Genomic DNA, 19,516 nt, shown 5'->3' on the forward strand with positions numbered 1-19,516 from the left:
GTCCGGATGCGTCAACGTGCGCGACAAAAAGCACGCTACCCCCGGGTGTTACCCAGGGGTAGCGTTCGGTAAATATCGAGTCGTGTCGACTTCGGTCAGTCGCTCAGGGACCGGGGATCGTCGTCGTCGTCATCGTCGTCGTCATCGCCCCAGTTACGCCGGGAGAACGGCAGGAACACCCAGAAGGTGAGGAACCAGAGGCCGGTGAGGCCGCTGAGCACCATGGCGACGCTCCGGTCCAGCACGAAGTCGGTGATCAGCAGCACCGCGCTGACCATCGAGATCAGCATGAAGGCGAGGCCGCCGCTTGCCATCCGGTGGGCGAACCGGACCAGTTCCGGCTTGCGGCCCTGCCGGAACAACGCGCGGTGGAAGGCCACCGGCGAAATGATCATCGCGGTGGCGGCGGCCGCCGCCAGCAACGCGACGATGTAGACGTCCTTCTGGAACGGGCTGGTACGGGTGAACCCGTTGCTGAACGGCAGCGTGAGCAGGAAGGCGAAGAGGATCTGTACGCCGGTCTGGGCGACCCGGAGCTCCTGGAGCAGGTCGGCGAAGTTGCGCTGCCAGCGCTGCTTCTCGGTTTCCTTGGACACGCGCTACCTCCGGTCAGACGGTACTGCCGGCGGGGGCGGCCGGCGGCAGCATCGCTGATGCCCCAGCGGCTCACGCGCGAAACCGACTCACGTCACTGTCCGGAACCGTTCCGGATCGTCAGGAGCCGCGCCGGATCCGGCCGGCGTACCGGGCCTCCAGGGCGTTGTTGTGCTCGTCGCCCCCGGCGATGTTCGCCGACAGGTAGACCGGGGGCCGCTCCCCCGCCGCCAGCAGGCGGGCCACCACCTCGACCGTGATCTGCTGCGCCAGCAGCGCGGCGGTGATCGACGAGACCGCGCCGACCGCGCCGCCGCCGGGCAGCGGCAAGGTCGCGTCGCCGTACGGGGCACCGTTGTCGAGCACCACGTCGGCGAAGTCGGCGAGCTTGCGTCCCGACGGGTGGCGCGAGGTCATCTGCCCGGAGTGCTGCGCCGAGGTGATCGCGACCAGCCCGTGGCCCTTCTCCCTGACCAGCGAGGCGAACTCCACCATCGCGCCGTTCACGCCGGAGTTCGAGGCGAGCACGAAGACGTCGCGGGGGCCGACCGGCGCCAGCTCGTAGAGGCGGTGCGCCACCGCCGGATCGCGCTCCAGCAGCGGCCCGAGCGTGTCCGCCGGGGCGCCGCCGACGAGCACCAGGTCCCGCAGGGCGATCCGGTTCGTCGGGACCAGCCCGCCGGCCCGCCCGGCGATCTCCATGGCCAGCGCCTCGGAGTGGCCCGTGCCGAACGCGTGGACCACGCCGTCGGCGCGTACCGCCTCGGCGATCAGGTCGGCGGCCCGCCCCACCGCCTCGCGCTGGCTCTCGGCCACCCGGTTCATCGTGGCGGTCACCACGGTCAGGAACTCGTCGGCGCTCAGCGGCATGTCTCTTCCGTCCATGTCGTACCTCCGTGGGGTGGGGTCCGGCGTCCACCGGGTGACGTCGCGGGGAGGGTCAGACCGGGTCGTGCACCCGGGCCAGGATCGCCTCGGCCAGCGCGGCGGGCGCCTCGTCGGGGATCCAGTGGCTCACCCGGGGCAGCTCGACGAAGCGGTAGTCGGCCCGCACGTGCCGGGCGCACGCCTCGGCGGCCGTCCGGCCGATCGCGATGTCGCGACCGCTCCACACGTACGTGGTCGGCACCGTCACCGGGCCGGTGGCGGCCAGGTCCCGGCGGGACATGGCGCGGTACCAGTTCAGCGCGGCGGTCAGGGCGCCCGGCTCGCGCAGCGGGTCCGCGTACGCGGCCACCCGCGCGTCGCCGCCGACCCCGTGCAGCATCCGGCGCAGCCCGGTCGCGCCGAGCACCAGCAGCGCCTTCTCCGCTTTGCCCGGCTTACGGAACAGCGTCATGTACGCCGAGCGCGCCTTCTGCCCCGCGTCCTCGGACAACGCCCAGGTCATCGCGGCGGGGTGCGGCACCGAGACGGCGGTCAGCGTACGGACCCGGGCGGGGTGGTGCGCCGCGACGGCCCAGGCGACGATGGCGCCCCAGTCGTGCCCCACCAGGTGCGCCGCGTCGACGCCCAGCGCGTCGAGCAGGGCCACCGCGTCGGCGACCAGCTCCGGCAGCCGGTATGCCTCGACGGCCTCGGGGCGCGCGCCGGGCGAGTAGCCGCGCTGGTCCGGCGCGTACGTGCGCAGGCCGGCGGCGTGCAGCGCGGGCACCACGTCGTCGAACTCCCCGCCGTGCTGCGGGAAGCCGTGCAGCAGCAGGACGGGCACGCCGCCCTCCGGTCCGCCGACGCGGACGTCGAACGTGAAACCCCGGGCTTCGATCCGCATGATCGTGAGCCTACCCAGGGCCGCAGCCGCCCGCCGGGGACCTGCGGGCCGCAGCTCACTCGTACTGTTGCCGGGGCACGGGCACCTGTCGCCAGGACTCCACGTCCAGGTAGGGGATCTCGGCGTCGTTGACCGGGTCGCGGGCGATGCGGTCGCTGTAGCGGCCGGTCACCTCGATCCAGGTGTCGTCGGCCAGCCCGTCGGGGGCGGCGCCGGTCAGGCCCAGCTTGACCGGCCGGCCGTCGGCGGCGCAGCAGGAGAGCACCATCCGGGCCAGCAGCGGCCGGCCGTCGGGGCCGGTGGTGACGAAGCCGGTCAGTTGGACCCGGCGGTCGCCGATCGAGGTGCCCCGGTCGAACAGGGCCCGGGAGGCGTAGTCGAGCACGGCGACGCGCACCGGGTCGCCGTCGGGCAGCGGCGGATAGTCGGACGGCTGCTGACGGGTGGCGACGGCGGTGCCGGCCTGCCCGGCCGCGTACGAGCCCAGGGCGGGCGGGGCGACGAGCAGCAGGCCCAGCACGGGCAGGATCAGCAGCCAGCCGACCCGCGGCTCGTGGTGTGCGTGCCCGTCGTCGCCGTCGTGCCCGTGGCCGTCGTGCGAGTCGTCGCCGTCGTGCCCGTCGTGGCCGGCGGGCGTACGCCGCAGCAGCGGGCGCAGCTCGTAGAAGAGGGTCATGACCGCGGCGGCCACCAGCAGCAGGCCGGCGGCGACCAGGAAGGGACGCAGCCCCTCCTTGACGTAGCGCAGGTGCAGGTCGGTGAGGCTGGCCCGGATCACCGCGCCCCCGAGCAGCAGCAGGACGACCGCCTGCGCCTGCCGGTTCACAGCAGCACCGCCCCGGTCGCGGCGGCCACCGCGACGGCCACCGCGAAGGTGGTCGGGGCGAACCGCAGCGCGAACCGCCGGCCGAAGACCCCGGCCTGCATCGAGATGAGCTTGAGGTCGACCATCGGCCCCACCACCAGGAAGACCAGTCGGGAGGTCAGCGAGAACTGCGACAGCGAGGCGGCGACGAAGGCGTCGGCCTCGGAGCAGAGGGAGAGCAGCACGGCGAGCGCGGCCAGCGCGAGCACCGACAGCACCGGCTCGTCGGCGAGGGTCTGCAACCAGCGCTCCGGCACCACGACGTTGATCGTGGCGGCGGCGGCCGCGCCGATGACCAGGAAGCCGCCGGCATGCGTCACGTCGTGCCGGACCGCCCCCCAGAACGCCCGCCCGCGCGAGCCGTCCGCCAACTCCGGCCGGCGCGGCAGCCGGATCCAGTCGGCCCGGCCGAGGCGCAGCCACAGCCAGCCCATGGCCATCGCGACGAGCAGGCTCGCGACCGCCCGGCCGAGGACCATCGCCGGGTCGTCGGGGAAGGCCACGGCGGTGGCGGTCAGCACGATCGGGTTGATCGCCGGGGCGGCGAGCAGGAACGCCAGGGCGGCGGCCGGGGTGACCCCGCGCCGGATCAGCGACCCGGCGATCGGCACCGCCCCGCACTCGCAGCCGGGCAGCACCACGCCGGCCGCGCTGGCCACCGGCACCGCGAGCGCGGGATGACGCGGCAGTGCCCGGGCCCAGAACGACCGGGGCACGAAGACCGCGATCACCGCGGAGAGCAGCACCCCGAAGACGAGGAACGGCACGGCCTGCACCATGACCGAGACGAAGACGGTCGTCCAGGTCTGCAACCGGGGCGCCGACAGGGCCCGGGCGAACGGGTCGCGGAAGACGACCAGCAGGATCAGCAGGCCGGCGAGCACCTCCACCGACCCAATCCGCCGCTCCGGGCCGCGCGGCGCCGGCTTCTGCTCGCGTACGCCGGGGGCGGCCACGCCCACCGCGCCCGGGTGCGGCCCGTCCGGCGCGCGGTGCTCAGCCTCGGATGTCACGTACGTGTCCCTCTGCCGGGTTTCCCAGTGGCCGCCCGAGAGTACCGGGCCGGAATCGACGGCGTCGATCGAACGCGCTGGTGAGCTGGGGAAAGATCACTTTGCTGGTTGATCTTCAAAGGTGTTAGCGTCGGCGCGACAACTTCACATCCGACAGGGGAGCGCACAGCGCTGAGAGTGCGGGCACCGCCCGCAGACCCTCGAACCTGATCTGGGTAATGCCAGCGCAGGGAGTTCGGTCGACCTCCAGCCGCGTCGACGTCCGGCACGTTCCGGACGCGGCGTGCGTCTTCTCCTGGTTCTCGTTCGGGACTGGGAGCAATCATGCGAGACAACAACACCGCCACCCGGTGGCGTACGGTCGACGTCGTCGTCGCCGCGGTGATCGCGGTGGCCTTCGGCGTCATCTTCTGGGCCTGGGGCCTGCTGTGGCGGGCCGTCGACCCGGCGTTCGCGTTCTTCCCCGCCGGCCAGGCGATCATGTACGGCGTCTGGCTGGTCCCGGCCGTCCTCGGCGGCCTGGTGATCCGTAAGCCCGGCGCGGCGCTCTTCTGCGAGGCGGTGGCGGCGACGGTCTCGGCGCTGCTCGGCTCGGAGTGGGGCGGCATCACCATCGTCCAGGGCCTGATCCAGGGGCTCGGCGCCGAACTGGCCTTCGCCGCGTTCCGGTACCGCTCGTTCCGGCTGCCCACCGCGCTGATCGCCGGCGCGTCGACCGGTCTCGGCGCGGCGCTGTTCGACTTCTTCGTCTGGAACAGCGAGTACGCGCTGGGCAGCTACCGCATCCCGTACGCCCTGCTCACCATCGCCAGCGCCACGATCGTCGCGGGTGCCGGCGGCTGGGCCCTGACCCGCGCCCTGGCCACCACAGGCGCCCTGGACCGCTTCCCCGTCGCCCGCGACCGCACCCTGATCTGACCGGCCCGACGGAAGCGCGTTGATCATGAGGTTGACGGCGATGTGGATCTCCGTGGACGCCGTCAACCTCATGATCGACGCTCGCGGACGGGACGGGAGGGGGACGGCGTGGGGGCGGTGACGCTGCGCGGGTTCGGGTGGCGGCACGCCGGGCGACGGGCGTGGGCCGTACGCGGGGTCGACCTGCGCGTCGAGGCCGGCGAGCGGGTGCTGCTGCTCGGACCCTCCGGGGCCGGCAAGAGCACCCTGCTCGCCGCGCTGGCCGGGCTGCTGCCCGAGGACTCGGGCGAGCAGGAGGGCACCGTCGAGATCGACGGGCTCGACCCCCGCAAGGGCCGCGAACGGGTGGGCATCGTCTTCCAGGACCCGGAAACCCAGCTCGTGATGGCCCGCAGCGGCGACGACGTGGCGTTCGGGCTGGAGAACCGGGGCACCCCCGCCGGAGAGATCTGGCCCCGCGTCGACGAGGCGCTGATGCGGGTCGGCTTCCCGTACCCCCGGGACCGCCCCACCGCCGCCCTCTCCGGCGGCGAGCAGCAGCGGCTCGCCCTGGCCGGCGTACTGGCCCTGCGCCCCGGGTTGCTGCTGCTCGACGAGCCCACCGCCAACCTCGACCCGACCGGCGCCGCGCTGATCCGGACGGCCGTGGCCGGCGCCCTGCACGCCGACACCACGCTGATCCTGGTCGAGCACCGCGTCGCCGAGGCGCTGTCCCTGGTCGACCGGGTCGTCGTGCTCGAACCGGGCGGCGGCGTCCGCGCCGACGGCACGCCCGAGGCCGTCTTCGGTACGCACGGCGACGCGCTCGCCGACGAGGGCGTCTGGGTGCCCGGCCGCCCGGTGCCGCCCCGACACGCGACCGCGCCGCCCGGCGACGTGCTGGTCACCGCCGACCGGCTCGGCCTGCCGCCCCGGCTGGCCGCCGTCGACCTGACCGTACGCGCTGGCGAGGCACTCGCCGTCGTCGGTCCCAACGGGGCCGGCAAGTCGACCCTCGCCCTGCTGCTCGGCGGCCTGCTCAGGCCCGGAACCGGCCGGGTCGCGGCGACGCCCGCACTGGCCGGCGACGATGCCCGCACTCCCCCGCACCGCTGGCGCGCCCCGGCGCTCGCCCGCCGGATCGGCTCGGTCTTCCAGGACCCGGAGCACCAGTTCGTCACCAACACCGTCTTCGACGAGCTGGCGCTCGGCCCGCGCCGCACCGGCCAGCCCGAGGCGGCGGTACGGTCCACGGTCGACGTCCTGCTGGACCGGCTGCGGTTGACGAAGCTGGCGGCTGCCAACCCGTACACCCTCTCCGGCGGGGAGGCCCGGCGGCTGAGCGTGGCGACCGCCCTGGCCACCGCACCCCGCCTGCTCGTCTGCGACGAACCGACCTTCGGCCAGGACCGGCGCACCTGGCTGGAGCTGGTGGACCTCTTCGCCGAACTGCGCGACGCCGGGCACGGCCTGGTCGCGGTCACCCACGACCCGGAGTTCGTGGCCGCCCTGGCGGATCGCCGCCTCACCCTGGAGCGCCCGTGACCAGCCCGGATCGCCGAGTCGTCCTGGAGTGGGTGTGATCAGCTTCGAGCCGGTCGCCGCGCCGGATGCGCCGTTGGCCCGGCGCAACCCGGTGGCCAAGCTCGCCGCGGCGCTGGTCTTCTCGTTCATCCTGATCGCCACCCTCGACCCGGTGGCGCCGGCCATCGCCATCGCCGTCGAACTGGCCCTGCTGCCCCTGTTCGGGGTCCGCCTGCGGGTGTTGGCACGGCGGGCCTGGCCGCTGCTCGTCGGCGCCGTGGGCGTGGTGGTGACGCTGGTGCTGTTCGCGGCCGAGCGCTCCGGCCGGGTGCTGGTCGAGGCCGGCCCGGTGGTGGTCACCTCCGGGGTGCTGCTCACCGCGCTCGGCCTGGTGCTGCGCATGTTCGCGGTGGCGCTGCCCGGTGTGATCGTCTTCGCCACCACCGACCCGACCGACCTGGCGGACGCGCTGATCCAGAACGCGAGGGCGCCCGCCCGCTTCGCCATCGGGGCGCTGGCCGCGTTCCGGCTCGTGCCGCTGCTCGGGCAGGAGTGGCAGATGATCTCGATGGCCCGTCGCGCGCGGGGCGTGGAGGCCGGCCGCAACCCGTTGGCGAAACTGCGGCTGTTCGCCTCGACGGCGTTCGCGCTGCTGGTCGGGGCGATCCGCAGGGGCACCCGGCTGGCCGTGGCGATGGACGCCCGGGGCTTCGACGCCGGGATCCCCCGCACCGTCGCCCGGCGACAGCGCTTCGTCGCCGCCGACGGCCTGCTGATCGTCGGCGCGGCGGTGCTCGCCGGGGCCGCGCTGACCGTCAGCGTGCTGGTCGGCACCTTCCGCCCGTTGATCGGCTGAGCCTCGGCCGCGCCCCGCCTGATTGACGGCCGGGCGCACACGGTCTGTTTCAGGGACCGCGACTGGCTGCGCCGGACCTCGGCGACGGCGGTCCAGTCCGCTTGCCTGATACCACACAGGTATTTTAATGCCGTACAGGTATCAGCGTTCCAGCGGCAGTGGTTCGTCAGACGCCCACCACTTCCGCCACACGTCCTGCGGGCGGACGGGCCGGGTGGAGCCGCCGCGACAGGCGGCTCCACCCGGCCGGCACCGTCAGCTGCGCCGGAAGGCGTACCGGCGGGCCTGCCCGGCCTTCTGGCCGCGCAGCGTGCCGGCACGGCCGGCGCCGGAGACCGGCGGACCGGCCTTCGGCGCGGCCGGCCGGGCGCCCGGCAGTGCCGGCACGACCGGCGCGACCGCCACCTCGTCGAGGTTGACGGGCGTCAGGTCCGCGGCGGACGGCGTGGGAACGGTGGTACGGGACTTCTTCGGGTTGCGCCTGGCGGGCATCCGGTGCCTCCTCGGTCTGCGGGCGGGATCGGGACTGCTGCCCGGGATCGACCACGAGGAACACCACCGCCTCGGCGGCAGGTGCGGAATGCGGACGCCCGGGAGCACGCGGACCCACGGCAAGCAGCGGCGGGTCGGCTCGGAGGTGGGGCGTCAGTTGCGCATGCCCACACGCTAGCCGCCCGGCCGGTCGCGCGCAGCCGAATTACCGGCACGATCGGAACGGCCGACCCGCCTCCGGGCCGTCGCGCCCGGCGATACGGTCACAGCGGCGGGTGTCGACGGCGGAGGGCGGGCGGATGGCCGGGCGGGCGACGGCGCGGATCGGCGTGACGGGGCTGGCGGTGATGGGCCGGAACCTGGCCCGCAACCTGGCCCGCAACGGCTTCGCCGTGGCGGTGCACAACCGCTCGCCGGAGCGCACCCGCAGCCTCATGGCGGAGCACGGGCGCGAGGGGACCTTCGTGCCCGCCGAGTCGATGGCCGACTTCGTCGCCTCGCTGGAGCGGCCCCGGGCGGTGATCGTGATGGTCAAGGCGGGCGGCCCCACCGACGCGGTGCTCGACGAGCTGGTCCCGCTGCTCGACGCCGGCGACATCGTCGTGGACTGCGGCAACGCGCACTTCACCGACACCCGCCGGCGGGAGGAGGCGCTGCGCGCGTACGGCCTGCACTTCGTCGGCACCGGGGTCTCCGGCGGTGAGGAGGGCGCGCTGCGCGGCCCGAGCATCATGCCGGGCGGGTCGGCCGAGTCGTACCGCACGCTCGGGCCGATCTTCGAACGCATCGCCGCCCAGGTGGACGGGGTGCCGTGCTGCCGGCACATCGGGCCGGACGGCGCCGGGCACTTCGTCAAGATGGTGCACAACGGCATCGAGTACGCCGACATGCAGCTCATCGCCGAGGCGTACGACCTGCTGCGGGCCGGTCTGGGCGCGGAGCCGGCGGAGATCGCGGAGGTCTTCCGCGGCTGGAACTCCGGCGAGCTGGAGTCCTTCCTGATCGAGATCACCGCGGACGTGCTGGCGCACACCGACGCGGCCACCGGGCGGCCGTTCGTGGACGTCGTGCTCGACCGCGCCGAGCAGAAGGGCACCGGTCGCTGGACGGTGCAGAGCGCGCTGGACCTCGGCATCCCCATCACCGGCATCGCCGAGGCGACCTTCGCCCGGTCGCTGTCCGGGCACGCCGACCAGCGTGAGGCGGCCCGCCGGGCGTTCCCGGACGCGGGCGCCACGTGGCGGGTCGAGGACCGCGACGCCTTCGTCGAGGACGTCCGGCGCGCCCTGCTCGCCTCGAAGATCGTCGCGTACGCGCAGGGCTTCGACCACATCCGGGCCGGCTCCCGGGAGTACGACTGGAGCATCGACCTGGGCGGCACGGCGACGATCTGGCGGGGCGGCTGCATCATCCGGGCCCGCTTCCTCGACCGCATCCGCCAGGCGTACGACGAGCGGCCCGACCTGCCGACGCTGCTGGTGGCGCCGTGGTTCGCGGACACCGTCGACGACGGGGTGCCGAGCTGGCGGCGGGTGGTGTCCGACGCGGCGCGGGCGGGCGTGCCGGCCCCGGCGTTCGCCTCGTCGCTGGCGTACTTCGACGCGCTGCGCGCACAGCGGCTCCCCGCCGCCCTGATCCAGGGACTGCGCGACAACTTCGGGGCGCACACCTACCAGCGCGTCGACCGCGAAGGCACCTTCCACACCAACTGGCCCAGCGACAGGACCGAAACCGGCACCTGACCCACCCACCCAGCGGTCGATCATGCACTCAACTGCATGATCGCCACGCGGGATGGGTGGGGCGGGTGGGGGTCAGAAGAAGCGGCGGCGCTTGGCCTTCTGCGGGCGGAGCATGTCGGCGCCCTTGGTGAGCAGGCGGCTCATGCCGGACGGGCCGCGTCGGGACTCCAGGGTGTGGCTGAGCCGGCGCGCGCCGGCCGCCGCCAACGGCACGGCGACGGCCATCATCGCCCACTGGGCAATACGCTTCTGGATCATGTGGGTTCACCTCCGTCGGTGGCTGCTGACCACCGTGGTACCCCGTACGACCGGACGGTAAGCCTCAGCTCGGCGGGGCGACCGGGTTGGGCAGCGCGCCACCGAAGCGCCGGTCCCGCTGGGCGTACAGCTCGCAGGCGTACCAGAGGTGACGGCGGTCGAAGTCGGGCCAGAGCGTGTCGAGGAAGATCAGCTCGGCGTACGCGGTCTGCCAGAGCAGGAAGTTGGAGATCCGTTCCTCGCCCGAGGGCCGCAGGAACAGGTCCACCTCGGGGATCTCCGGGTGGTAGAGGTACTTCGCGACGGTCTTCTCGTTGACCTTCTCCGGGTCCAGCCGGCCCGCCGCGACGTCGCGGGCGATGGCGGCGGCGGCGTCGGCGATCTCGGCCTGCCCGCCGTAGTTGACGCAGAACTGGAGGGTCAGCGTCGAGTTGCCCCGCGACATCTCCTCGGCCGTCTGCAACTCGGAGATGACGCTCTTCCACAGTCGGCCGGCCCGGCCGGACCAGACCACCCGCACCCCCAGGTCGACCAGCTGGTCGCGGCGGCGGCGGATGACGTCGCGGTTGAAGCCCATCAGGAACCGGACCTCGTCCGGCGAGCGCCGCCAGTTCTCCGTGGAGAAGGCGTACGCCGACAGGTAGGGGATGCCCAGCTCGATGGCGCCCTCGACCGTGTCGAAGAGGGAGAACTCGCCCGCCTCGTGGCCCTTGGTGCGGGGCAGCCCGCGCTCCTTGGCCCACCGGCCGTTGCCGTCCATCACGACGGCGACGTGCTTCGGCACCGCGTCGGCGGGCAGGGCCGGCGGTCGGGCGCCCGACGGGTGCGGTGTCGGCGGCACCGGCTCACGACGCCCGGCCCTCAACGATCGGATCACTCCGTCCTCCCCCTGCTCACGCTGTCCGCACCGGAGCCGACGCCGGGCGGCGGCGGGACCGGGCCGGCCGTCGGGGCGCCCCGGTCGACCAGCGGCAGCGAGCGTAGCGCGCGCTCCAGGTGCCACTGCAGGTGCGCCGCGACCAGGCCGCTGCACTCCCGGCGTACGCCTGCCTCGGTGGCGTCGGCGACCCGCCAGTCGCCGGTGGTCAGCGCGGACATCAGGTCGACGGTGGCCGGGGCGGGGTGGGCCGCGCCCGGCGGCCGGCAGTCCGGGCAGACCGCGCCCCCGGCCGGTACGGAGAACGCCCGGTGCCGCCCCGGCGTGCCGCAGACGGCGCAGGCGGTCAGCGCCGGCGCCCAGCCGGCCAGCGCCATGCCCCGCAGCAGGTACGCGTCGAGCACCAGGGTGGTGGCGTGGCTGCCCTCGGCGAGCGCCCGCAGCGCGCCCAGGGTGAGCTGGAACAGCCGCAGCGACGGTTCCCGCTCGACGGGGGTGAGCCGCTCGGCGGTCTCGGCGATCGCGCTGGCGGCCGTGTAGCGGGAATAGTCGCCGAGGAACCGCTTGCCGTAGAGGTCGATGCCCTCGACCTGGCTGACCGTGTGCAGCGAACTGCCGTGGTTGCCCTTCGGGTCGCCGGCGAGCTGGACGTCCACGTGGCCGAAGGGCTCCAGCCGGGCGCCGAACTTGCTGCTGGTGCGGCGGACCCCCCGGGCCACCGCGCGCAGCCGGCCGTGCCGGCGGGTGAGCAGGGTGATGATCCGGTCGGATTCACCGAGCTTCTGCACGCGCAGGACCACCGCGTCGTCGCGGTAGAGCTGTCGGCGGTACCCGGCCATCGGACCATTCTCTCTCGGGGTGCGGAATCAGGGTCAGCTCGGGGTGTCCACGCGCCGAACCCCGATGCGCGGGGGCCGTCACGCCTCGTAGCGTGCTCGCATGGCCCTGCACCGCACCGCCGCCGCGCTCGCTGCGGCCACCACCCTGATCGTCACCGCCGGGTGCGACAACCTGTCCTTCCGCCGGCTCGACTACGACAACACCGAGGCGGTACGGATCAGCAGCATCCGGGTGCTTCCGGGGGCCGGCGACGTGACCGTACGCGCCATCGGCGCGCAGGACGAGGTGCGGATCAAGCGGGTGGTGCGTTACCAGGGCGGCCAGCCCGACGCGACGTACGAGGTCAAGGGCGGCGAACTGGTGCTGGACACCGACTGCGGCTCCCGGTGCAGCGTCTCCTACGAGGTCACCGCCCCGGACGGGGTGAGCGTGAAGGGCGAGACCGGCTCCGGTGACGTCGACCTGAGCAGGGTGGGTCCGGTGGAGATGCGGCTCGGCTCCGGCAACATCCGGGTGACCGCCGCCAGCGGCCCCGTACGCGCGGAGACCGGCTCCGGCAACATCCAGGTGGCCGGCGCCACCGGGCCCGTACGCGCGCAGACCGGCTCCGGCAACGTCGAGGTCGACGAGGCCGCCGGCGCGGTCACGCTGCGTACCTCGTCGGGCGACATCACCGGGCACCGCCTCGACGGCGGGGTGGACGCCGAGACAGGCTCCGGTGACGTCACCGTCGACCTCACGACGCCCGCCTCGGCGCGGGTACACGCCTCCAGCGGCAACGTCGAGCTGGTCGTGCCGGCGGGCCGCTACCGGGTCCGCTCCAGCACCGACAGCGGCGACGCCGAGCTGGGCGTCACCGACGACCCGTCCGCCACGCTGGTGCTCGACCTCTCCACCGGCAGCGGCAACGTGACGGTCACCCAGCGCTGATCTCGACGGTCTCCGGCTCCCGGGGCGCCGGCACCGCCGCCCGCCCCGTGGCCGGGGCGCCGACCGTCCCGTCGCCGGCCGGGCGGGCGGTGTCGGGACGGTCGACCAACCGGCTGGCAGCCGCGCGGACGGGGCCCGGACCGTCGCCGGTGCGACCGGCAGCCGCGCGGACGGTGGTCGGGGCGGGGCGGGCGCGGCCGGGGACCAGCTCCGGCGGCCTGCGGGCCGCCACGTCCTCCACCCAGCCGACCAGGGCGGTGACCGCGGCGACCAGCGCGAAGACGAGTACCACCCGGATCGCCAGGCCGACCGGGTCCTGGTGCGACCAGCCCACCACGTCGACCAGCGGGGTGAGCGCCACCACGAACGGCATGTGCCACAGGTAGACGGTCAGCGCCCGCCGGTTGAACACGGTCACCACCCGGCCGAACGCGGCGCTGCGGTCCACCCACGGCGCGCTCGCGGGCCCCCGGCCGAGCAGCACCAGGACGAACGCCGCCGACCAGAGCGCGTTGCCCAGCGGGTTGTCGTTCAGGTCGTACCCGCGGGGACCGGGGTGGGTGACGATCCAGGCGGCACCGGCGGCGGCGAGGGCCAGCGCGACCGGCACCAGCACCCGGTTGGCGAGGCGGCGCAGCATGCCGGCCTGGTGGGCGAAGCCGAGCAGCCACGCCCCGAAGTAGAGCCCGAAGTGCCGCAGCGCCACCGGCAGCGCCGGGAGCAGGCCCAGTTCGGCCGCCGCGAGCAGGGCGTACGGGGCGACGAGGGTGGGCACCGGTGCGCGCCGGAACAGCCACAGCGCCAACGGCGAGGCGAGCACGAACCAGAGGTAGTCGCGCAGGTACCAGATCACGCTGAGCGCGATCGCACCCCAGCCGTTGGCCGGGGGATCGGCGATGGGGAAGATCCAGAGCAGCACCTTCGGGCTCAGGGGCAGCCCGGTGAGCAGCATGGCCGGTACGAAGACGGCGGCGAGCACCCAGAGCGACGGCAACAGTCGCCGCAACCGGCGGACGACCGCCCCCGGTCCCCACCGGTGCAGCGAGGCCGCCATCAGCGAGCCGGCGAGGGCGAACATCACCGACATCGCCGGGAAGACGAGGGTCAGCGTGGCCCAACCGGTGACGTGGTAGACGACGACTCGAACGATGGCCAGGAAGCGGAGCAGGTCCAGGTATCGGTTTCGCATCAGCCTGCATCTATGTCCGGGGGTACGGGGGCTGTCCTATCCCCTACCCTCCGGGCCGAGCGCGGCAAACAGAAGGGAACCCACCAGAAGGTGACATCTTCCATACGTCTGACCGATACCGATCATGCGCCGGACGGGCTCGGGGCCGGGACGCGTCGCGCCCCGGCCCCCGGCGTCAGAAGCCCAGCTTGCGCAGCTGCTTCGGATCCCGCTGCCAGTCCTTCGCCACCCGGACGTGCAGGTCCAGATAGACCCGGGTGCCGAGCAGCTCCTCGATCTGCCGGCGGGCCGTGGTGCCGACGTGCTTGAGCCGGCTCGCCCGGTGGCCGATCACGATCGCCTTCTGGCTGGGCCGCTCGACGTAGACGTCCGCATAGATCTTCATGAGCTGGCCCTCGGGGATCATCTCCTCCACGACCACCGCGATGGAGTGCGGCAACTCGTCGCGGACGCCCTCCAGGGCGGCCTCCCGGATCAGCTCGGCGACCAGCACCTGCTCCGGGTCGTCGGTCAGCATGTCGTCCGGGTAGAGCTGCGGCGACTCGGGCAGGTAGCCGGTCATCACGTCGACCAGGGTGTCGACCTGGTGCCCGGAGACCGCGCTGACCGGCACCACCTCGGCGAACTCGCCCAGCTCGCTGACCGCCAGCAGTTGCTCGGCCAGCCGCTTGCGGTCCACCAGGTCGGTCTTCGTGACCACCGCGAGCACCGTGGCCTTCAGCTCGGCCAGCTCGCCGGTGATGAACCGGTCGCCCCGTCCGATCGGCTCGTCCGCCGGGATGCAGAGGCCGATCACGTCGACCTCGCTCCAGGTCTGCCGGACCAGGTCGTTGAGGCGCTCGCCCAGCAGCGTGCGGGGCCGGTGCAGGCCCGGGGTGTCGACCAGCACGAGCTGGGACTCCGGGCGGTGCAGGACGGCCCGGATGATGTGCCGGGTCGTCTGCGGCTTGTTCGAGGTGATGGCGATCTTCTGCCCGACGATCGCGTTGGTGAGCGTCGACTTGCCGGCGTTCGGCCGGCCGACGAAACAGGCGAATCCGGCCCGGTAGGGGCGCGGCTGGAGGTCGCTCACGCCGCCGCCCCGCTCCGGATGCTCCGAGGCGCCACGCCGTGCCCGCTCACTCGACCACCGTGCCGAGGACGGACCCGTCCGGGGCGGCCACGTGGATCGGCGCGTCCGCGGCAAGGTCGCGTACCGCCGCGTGCCCGGCCCCGTCCAGCGTCGACGCCTCGGTGACCACCACCGCGGCCTCCAGCCGCGTCGCGCCGGCCGCCACCGCCGAGGCCACCGCGAGCTGGAGCGCGGTGATCGTCAGCGAGGGCAGCGAGACGCTGGCCGCGGCGTACGTCCGGCCGTCCTGGTCGCGGACCGCCGCGCCCTCCACGGCGCCCACCCGGCCACGCGCGCCCCGCGCCAGGACGACCAGCTTGCCGTCCTCCGCGCTCAGCTCGACCGGGTCGGACGGGGTGGGCCGGGCGGCCGGTACGGCGGGTGACTCAGGCATCGGCGGGTTGCCTCTCCTCGGATCGGTTCGGGTCGTCCCGGTGCTCCGCGTGCTCGCGGCCCGGGCCGTTCTGGGTGTCGGTCGACTCCGCCCGGCTGACCAGCACGGTGTCGATCCGGTTGCGTCGGCCGGTGGTGCCCTCGGCGATCAGCCGGAGCCCGGCCACCTCGGCCTGCGCCCCGGGGATCGGGACCCGGCCCAGGGACTGGGCGAGCAGGCCGCCGACGGTCTCCACCTCGTCGGTGGGGAGGTCGGTGTCGAACAGCTCGCCCAGGTCCTCCACCGGGAGCCGTGCGGTGACCCGCACCGCCCCGTCGTCGAGGTGCTCGACCGGCGGGCGCTCGACATCGTACTCGTCGGTGATCTCTCCGACGATCTCCTCCAGGATGTCCTCGATGGTGACCAGCCCGCCGGTGCCGCCGTACTCGTCGACGACGATGACCAGGTGGTTGCGGGCGGCCTGCATCTCCGAGAGCAGGTCGTCGACCGGCTTGGACTCGGGCACGAAGGTAGCGGGGCGCATCAGCTCGGCCACGGGGAGCTGCCGGTCCTCGGCGGCGCCGCCCTGGGTACGCCGGATCAGGTCCTTGAGGTAGAGCACGCCGAGCACGTCGTCGACGCTCTCGCCGATGACCGGGATCCGGGAGAAGCCGGAGCGCAGGAAGAGCGCCAGCGCCTGGGAGAGCGTCTTGCGCTCCTCGATCCACACCATCTCCGTACGCGGCACCATCACCTCGCGGGCGATGGTGTCGCCGAGCGCGAAGACCGAGTGGATCATCTGCCGCTCGCCGTGCTCCACGACACCGCGCTGTTCGGCCAGGTCGACCAGCTCGCGCAGCTCCACCTGGGTGGCGAACGGCCCCTCCCGGAAGCCCCGGCCCGGGGTGACCGCGTTGCCGATGAGGATCAGCAGCGAGGCGAGCGGGTTCAGCGCCCGGCCCAGCCAGCGCACCAGCGGGGCGACGGAGCGCCCGACCACGTACGCGTGCTGCCGGCCGATGGTCCGGGGGCCGACGCCGACCACCACGAAGCTGATCACGGTCATCGCCCCGGCCGTGATCAGCGCCGCACGCCAGCCCGCGCCGAAGGTGTCCACCGCGACCAGCGCCACCAGGGTGGTGGCGGTCAGCTCGGCGAGCAGCCGCAGCAGCAGGAGCAGGTTGAGGTGGCGGACCACGTCCCCGGCGACGGCCTGGAGCGTCCGCGCGCCCCGCGCGCCGTCGCGGGCCAGCTCGGCGGCGCGGGCAGGCGAGACCGCGGCCAGCGCCGCCTCGGTCATGGCGATCAGGCCGGCCAGCACCACCAGGCCGGCCGCGAAGACCAACAGTTGCAGATCGGGCAGGCCGGTGGCGCCGGCCGCCAGTGTCGGGGAGGTCATCACCGGGACCGGGTCGACCGCCAGCTCGCCAGCAGTCGGGCCTGGAGAGCGAACATCTCCCGCTCCTCCTCCGGCTCGGCGTGGTCGTAGCCGAGCAGGTGCAGCACCCCGTGCACGGTGAGCAGGTGCAGCTCGTCGGCGGCGGTGTGGCCGGCGGCGGCCGCCTGCTTCGCCGCCACCTCCGGACACAGCACGATGTCGCCGAGCAACGCGGGCTCGCCACCGGCGGCGGACGTCTCACCCGGCCCGTGGTCGACGCTGCCCTCGTCCATGGGGAAGGCGAGCACGTCGGTCGGGCCGTCGCCGCCCATCCACCGGTGGTTGAGCTCGGTCATGTAGTCGATGTCGACCAGCAGCACGGAGAGCTCGGCGAGGGGGTTGACCCCCATCTCGTCGAGGGCGTGCCGGGCCACGGCGAGCACGGCGTCGGTGTCGACGTCGACACCCGACTCGTTGGCGATCTCGATGGACAACAGTCTTCCCTCGGTCTAGCGGCGCCGGCCGGCCCGACCGCCCTGGGCGGACCGCCCCGGCACGGCGTGCACGCTCTGCGCCTGCTGGTTCTCCCGCTCGTCCCAGCGGGCGTACGCGTCGACGATCTCCCCCACCAGCCGGTGGCGGACCACGTCGGAGCTGGAGAGCTCGGCGAAGTGCACGTCCTCGACGTTCTCCAGGATCTCGCGGACCACCCGCAGGCCGCTGGTCGTGCCGCCGGGAAGGTCCACCTGGGTGACGTCACCGGTGACGACGATCTTCGAATTGAAGCCGAGCCGGGTGAGGAACATCTTCATCTGCTCGGGCGTCGTGTTCTGCGCCTCGTCGAGGATGATGAAGGCGTCGTTCAGCGTGTTGTGCGTGACCAGGAAGTCATCGGTCACGTACAGCGAGTCCTCCGCCGCGACCTGGATGCACATCGTCTCCTGGAACCCCGCCGGGAGGATCGAGTCGATGAAGCGCATCGGCCGGCCGCCCCCGTGCTCGTCGTACAGCCGACGCTTGCGCGACAGGCGGAACGGCGGCACACCGGCGGGAAGTCGGATCTCCACGACGTACGCGTCTGCGCGGTAGGGAACGAGACGTCCCTTGGCCAGCCCTGGCTTGCGGCCCTCGGCCTCCCGCACCCGCCACGTGGCCACGCCGCCGAGCGACTGGACCAGGTGCACCACGTCGTCCCGCAGCCGCGGGGAGGTCGTCGAATACTGCACCCGGCAGGTGCGCCCGGCCTGGACGACCGGCCCACCGTCGCTGTCCAGCAAGCCTTGAAGCACGGCCAGACGGACGTCGAGGCTGTTGTTCCGGTAGACGTCGGGTACGAACTTCCTGCCCGACGTGGTCCCGGCCAGACCCAGCTCGCGGACTGCGAGCGTGACCGGGTTGGCGACGATCACCCCGCCCCGGTGCCCGTTGACGTGCCGGAGGACGTAGTCGTAGTCGCCCTTGCGGACGAGTTCGACGTCGGGCAGCGCTTCCTCGAGCGCGACGACGAGTTCCGGATCCGCTGTGCAGAAGGTGGGCGTCGCTCGTGACGAGATCGAGCCGTCCCCGAGCAGCAGCCCAAGCGCGTACGGGTCGAGCGGGACGTCCTGCGGCTCCAGGTGCACGGGCGCCACGACCGGGAGCTCGTACCGGTGGGCGTGCCCCCGCCGCTCCTTGCCGACCATCTGGCGCGTCTCGAGGGTGCGCCGGCGGCCGCGCCGCTTGTCCTCCGGCGTCGCGACGGTCCAGAGGTGCTCGCCGCAGCAGAGGGTGGACGCGCCGTCCTGGGTGGTGACCCGAAAGACCTGTTTGCGTCCCTGCGGGAAGATGCCGATCACCGGCGTGGGCGTCCCGTTCGAGCCGATCACCAGATCACCGACCCGGAGCGACCCGAACGGTTTGAAGCCTTCCGGAGTCAGGACCCGGGCGTCATACGGCTGCGCCCGCCCCCGCATGTACGCCAACGGCGCGACCTCGATCGTGCCCGCCGCCATCAGCTTGGGGATGGAATCCGGGTCGAGCATGTCGTGCAGCGCGTCGTAGAGCGGGCGCAGGTAGGGGTCGATCTTCTCGTTGAGCGTGCCGGGCAGGAAGCCGAGCCGCTCCCCCGCCTCCACCGCCGGCCGGGTCAGGATGATCCGGTTGACCTGCTTGGCCTGCAACGCCTGGACGGCCTTCGCCATCGCCAGGTAGGTCTTGCCGGTGCCGGCCGGGCCGATGCCGAAGACGATCGTGTGCGCGTCGATCGCGTCGACGTAGCGCTTCTGCCCCAGCGTCTTGGGACGGATGGTGCGGCCGCGCCGGGAGAGGATGTTGAGCGTCAGGACCTCGGCGGGCCGCTCGGCGCCGCCCTGCTCGAGCATGCCGACGGTACGCCGGACGGCGTCAGTGGTCAGGGTCTCGCCTTTCTCGATGAGTTCGAGCAGTTCGCTGAAGATCCGCTCGGCGAGGGCGTTGTCGGCGGGGGCGCCGGTGATGGTGATCTCGTTGCCCCGTACGTGCACGTCGCTGGTGACGGAGCGCTCGACCAGTCGCAGGATCTCGTCACCCGCGCCGAGCAGGTTGACCATGATCTTGGAATCCGGGACGGTGATCCTGGTCTGCACCCGGGGCGGGCCGGGAGGTGGGGTGCCGGTCATAGGTCGGGCCGAGGGGCCCTGCGCCACCTGCTCTCGATCTCGGCACCGGGCCTGCCTGGCGCGGCGCGCTGACGTTCCTGCCATCTTATCTTTCCAACGGCGCTGACACCCCGCCCATTTCCCCGGGTACGCCGGCAGCGCCCAGGGGCGACCGGACGGGGTGGCCGCCC

The 19,516-nt window shown here is 73.3% G+C and carries 19 protein-coding genes, 3 pseudogenes and 1 riboswitch; of the genes and pseudogenes, 5 read left to right on the forward strand and 17 right to left on the reverse strand.

Annotation, left to right across the window (positions count from 1 at the left end; all coding sequences use genetic code 11):
* Positions 1-95 precede the first annotated feature (95 nt).
* The 5 genes from CLT72_RS14655 to CLT72_RS14675 form a co-directional block, all read right to left on the reverse strand.
* Positions 96-596 carry a DUF6328 family protein gene (locus CLT72_RS14655; RefSeq protein ID WP_101412343.1) on the reverse strand — a complete coding sequence of 167 codons (501 nt, stop codon included), beginning with the start codon at positions 594-596 and terminating at the stop codon, positions 96-98.
* A 118-nt stretch (positions 597-714) separates the two neighbouring features.
* Positions 715-1,464, reverse strand: a complete 750-nt coding sequence (locus tag CLT72_RS14660) for a sugar isomerase domain-containing protein (RefSeq protein WP_101412344.1) — start codon at positions 1,462-1,464, stop codon at positions 715-717.
* A 70-nt stretch (positions 1,465-1,534) separates the two neighbouring features.
* The gene (locus tag CLT72_RS14665) at positions 1,535-2,365 is read right to left on the reverse strand and encodes an alpha/beta fold hydrolase (protein ID WP_101412345.1); all 831 of its coding nucleotides are present in this window, start codon (positions 2,363-2,365) and stop codon (positions 1,535-1,537) included.
* A gap of 55 nt (positions 2,366-2,420) precedes the next feature.
* Positions 2,421-3,191, reverse strand: coding sequence for a TIGR03943 family putative permease subunit (locus tag CLT72_RS14670; RefSeq protein ID WP_101412346.1), 771 nt, complete (start codon positions 3,189-3,191; stop codon positions 2,421-2,423).
* The gene (locus tag CLT72_RS14675) at positions 3,188-4,186 is read right to left on the reverse strand and encodes a permease (protein WP_199184765.1); all 999 of its coding nucleotides are present in this window, start codon (positions 4,184-4,186) and stop codon (positions 3,188-3,190) included. The genes CLT72_RS14670 and CLT72_RS14675 overlap by 4 nt, the downstream gene beginning before the upstream one ends.
* Positions 4,187-4,388: 202 nt before the next feature.
* Positions 4,389-4,494: riboswitch (TPP riboswitch) on the forward strand.
* Positions 4,495-4,567: 73 nt separating this feature from the next.
* Here CLT72_RS14675 and CLT72_RS14680 point away from each other — a divergent pair.
* The 3 genes from CLT72_RS14680 (at position 4,568) to CLT72_RS14690 (ending at position 7,520) form a co-directional block, all read left to right on the forward strand.
* Positions 4,568-5,161 carry an ECF transporter S component gene (locus tag CLT72_RS14680; protein ID WP_101412348.1) on the forward strand — a complete coding sequence of 198 codons (594 nt, stop codon included), beginning with the start codon at positions 4,568-4,570 and terminating at the stop codon, positions 5,159-5,161.
* Positions 5,162-5,269: 108 nt separating this feature from the next.
* On the forward strand, positions 5,270-6,685 hold the full coding sequence (locus CLT72_RS14685; RefSeq protein WP_101412349.1) for an ABC transporter ATP-binding protein: 1,416 nt from the start codon (positions 5,270-5,272) through the stop codon (positions 6,683-6,685).
* A 34-nt stretch (positions 6,686-6,719) separates the two neighbouring features.
* Positions 6,720-7,520: an energy-coupling factor transporter transmembrane component T family protein gene (locus CLT72_RS14690; protein WP_101415170.1), complete on the forward strand. Its 801-nt coding sequence runs from the start codon at positions 6,720-6,722 to the stop codon at positions 7,518-7,520.
* A gap of 255 nt (positions 7,521-7,775) precedes the next feature.
* On the opposite strand, the gene CLT72_RS14695 is transcribed toward CLT72_RS14690, so the two are convergent.
* Positions 7,776-8,012: a hypothetical protein gene (locus tag CLT72_RS14695; protein WP_088998902.1), complete on the reverse strand. Its 237-nt coding sequence runs from the start codon at positions 8,010-8,012 to the stop codon at positions 7,776-7,778.
* Between the two features lie 299 nt (positions 8,013-8,311).
* Between CLT72_RS14695 and gndA the strand changes: the two genes are divergently transcribed.
* The gene (gene gndA, locus CLT72_RS14700) at positions 8,312-9,754 is read left to right on the forward strand and encodes an NADP-dependent phosphogluconate dehydrogenase (protein ID WP_101412350.1); all 1,443 of its coding nucleotides are present in this window, start codon (positions 8,312-8,314) and stop codon (positions 9,752-9,754) included.
* 72 nt (positions 9,755-9,826) lie between these two features.
* Here the strand turns inward: gndA and CLT72_RS14705 are convergent, their stop codons facing one another.
* The 3 genes from CLT72_RS14705 to recO all read right to left on the reverse strand — a co-directional run bounded on the left by CLT72_RS14705 (position 9,827) and on the right by recO (position 11,728).
* Positions 9,827-10,012, reverse strand: a complete 186-nt coding sequence (locus tag CLT72_RS14705) for a hypothetical protein (protein WP_101412351.1) — start codon at positions 10,010-10,012, stop codon at positions 9,827-9,829.
* Positions 10,013-10,076: 64 nt separating this feature from the next.
* Positions 10,077-10,853 (reverse strand): isoprenyl transferase, encoded by a 777-nt coding sequence (locus CLT72_RS14710; protein WP_172896643.1) that lies wholly within the window; start codon positions 10,851-10,853, stop codon positions 10,077-10,079.
* Positions 10,854-10,885: 32 nt separating this feature from the next.
* A complete protein-coding gene (gene recO / locus CLT72_RS14715; protein WP_101412352.1) occupies positions 10,886-11,728 on the reverse strand; it encodes a DNA repair protein RecO in 843 nt (280 codons plus the stop codon).
* Between the two features lie 100 nt (positions 11,729-11,828).
* Here recO and CLT72_RS14720 point away from each other — a divergent pair, with 100 nt between their 5' ends.
* A complete protein-coding gene (locus CLT72_RS14720; protein ID WP_101412353.1) occupies positions 11,829-12,659 on the forward strand; it encodes a DUF4097 family beta strand repeat-containing protein in 831 nt (276 codons plus the stop codon).
* Here CLT72_RS14720 and CLT72_RS14725 read toward each other — a convergent pair.
* From CLT72_RS14725 to CLT72_RS32825, 8 genes and pseudogenes are all read right to left on the reverse strand, one after another.
* Complete coding sequence (locus CLT72_RS14725) at positions 12,646-13,848, reverse strand: acyltransferase family protein (protein WP_101412354.1); 1,203 nt, start codon at positions 13,846-13,848, stop codon at positions 12,646-12,648. The two genes, CLT72_RS14720 and CLT72_RS14725, sit on opposite strands and share 14 nt — an antisense overlap.
* A 175-nt stretch (positions 13,849-14,023) precedes the next feature.
* Positions 14,024-14,920 carry a GTPase Era gene (era, locus tag CLT72_RS14730; RefSeq protein ID WP_101412355.1) on the reverse strand — a complete coding sequence of 299 codons (897 nt, stop codon included), beginning with the start codon at positions 14,918-14,920 and terminating at the stop codon, positions 14,024-14,026.
* 46 nt (positions 14,921-14,966) lie between these two features.
* Positions 14,967-15,353: a cytidine deaminase gene (locus tag CLT72_RS14735; RefSeq protein WP_101412356.1), complete on the reverse strand. Its 387-nt coding sequence runs from the start codon at positions 15,351-15,353 to the stop codon at positions 14,967-14,969.
* Positions 15,346-16,755, reverse strand: a complete 1,410-nt coding sequence (locus CLT72_RS14740; RefSeq protein ID WP_101415171.1) for a hemolysin family protein — start codon at positions 16,753-16,755, stop codon at positions 15,346-15,348. The genes CLT72_RS14735 and CLT72_RS14740 overlap by 8 nt, the downstream gene beginning before the upstream one ends.
* Positions 16,731-17,204: an rRNA maturation RNase YbeY gene (ybeY, locus tag CLT72_RS14745; protein ID WP_101412357.1), complete on the reverse strand. Its 474-nt coding sequence runs from the start codon at positions 17,202-17,204 to the stop codon at positions 16,731-16,733. Before ybeY ends, CLT72_RS14740 begins: the two co-directional genes overlap by 25 nt.
* Before the next feature lie 15 nt (positions 17,205-17,219).
* A pseudogene (locus CLT72_RS32815) lies at positions 17,220-17,579 on the reverse strand (PhoH family protein); the annotation flags it as partial.
* Between the two features lie 264 nt (positions 17,580-17,843).
* Positions 17,844-18,392: pseudogene (locus tag CLT72_RS32820) on the reverse strand (LAGLIDADG family homing endonuclease); the annotation flags it as partial.
* Between the two features lie 212 nt (positions 18,393-18,604).
* Positions 18,605-19,346: pseudogene (locus tag CLT72_RS32825) on the reverse strand (PhoH family protein); the annotation flags it as partial.
* Between the last annotated feature and the right edge of the window lie 170 nt (positions 19,347-19,516).

This window comes from Micromonospora sp. CNZ309 (genome assembly GCF_002846525.1).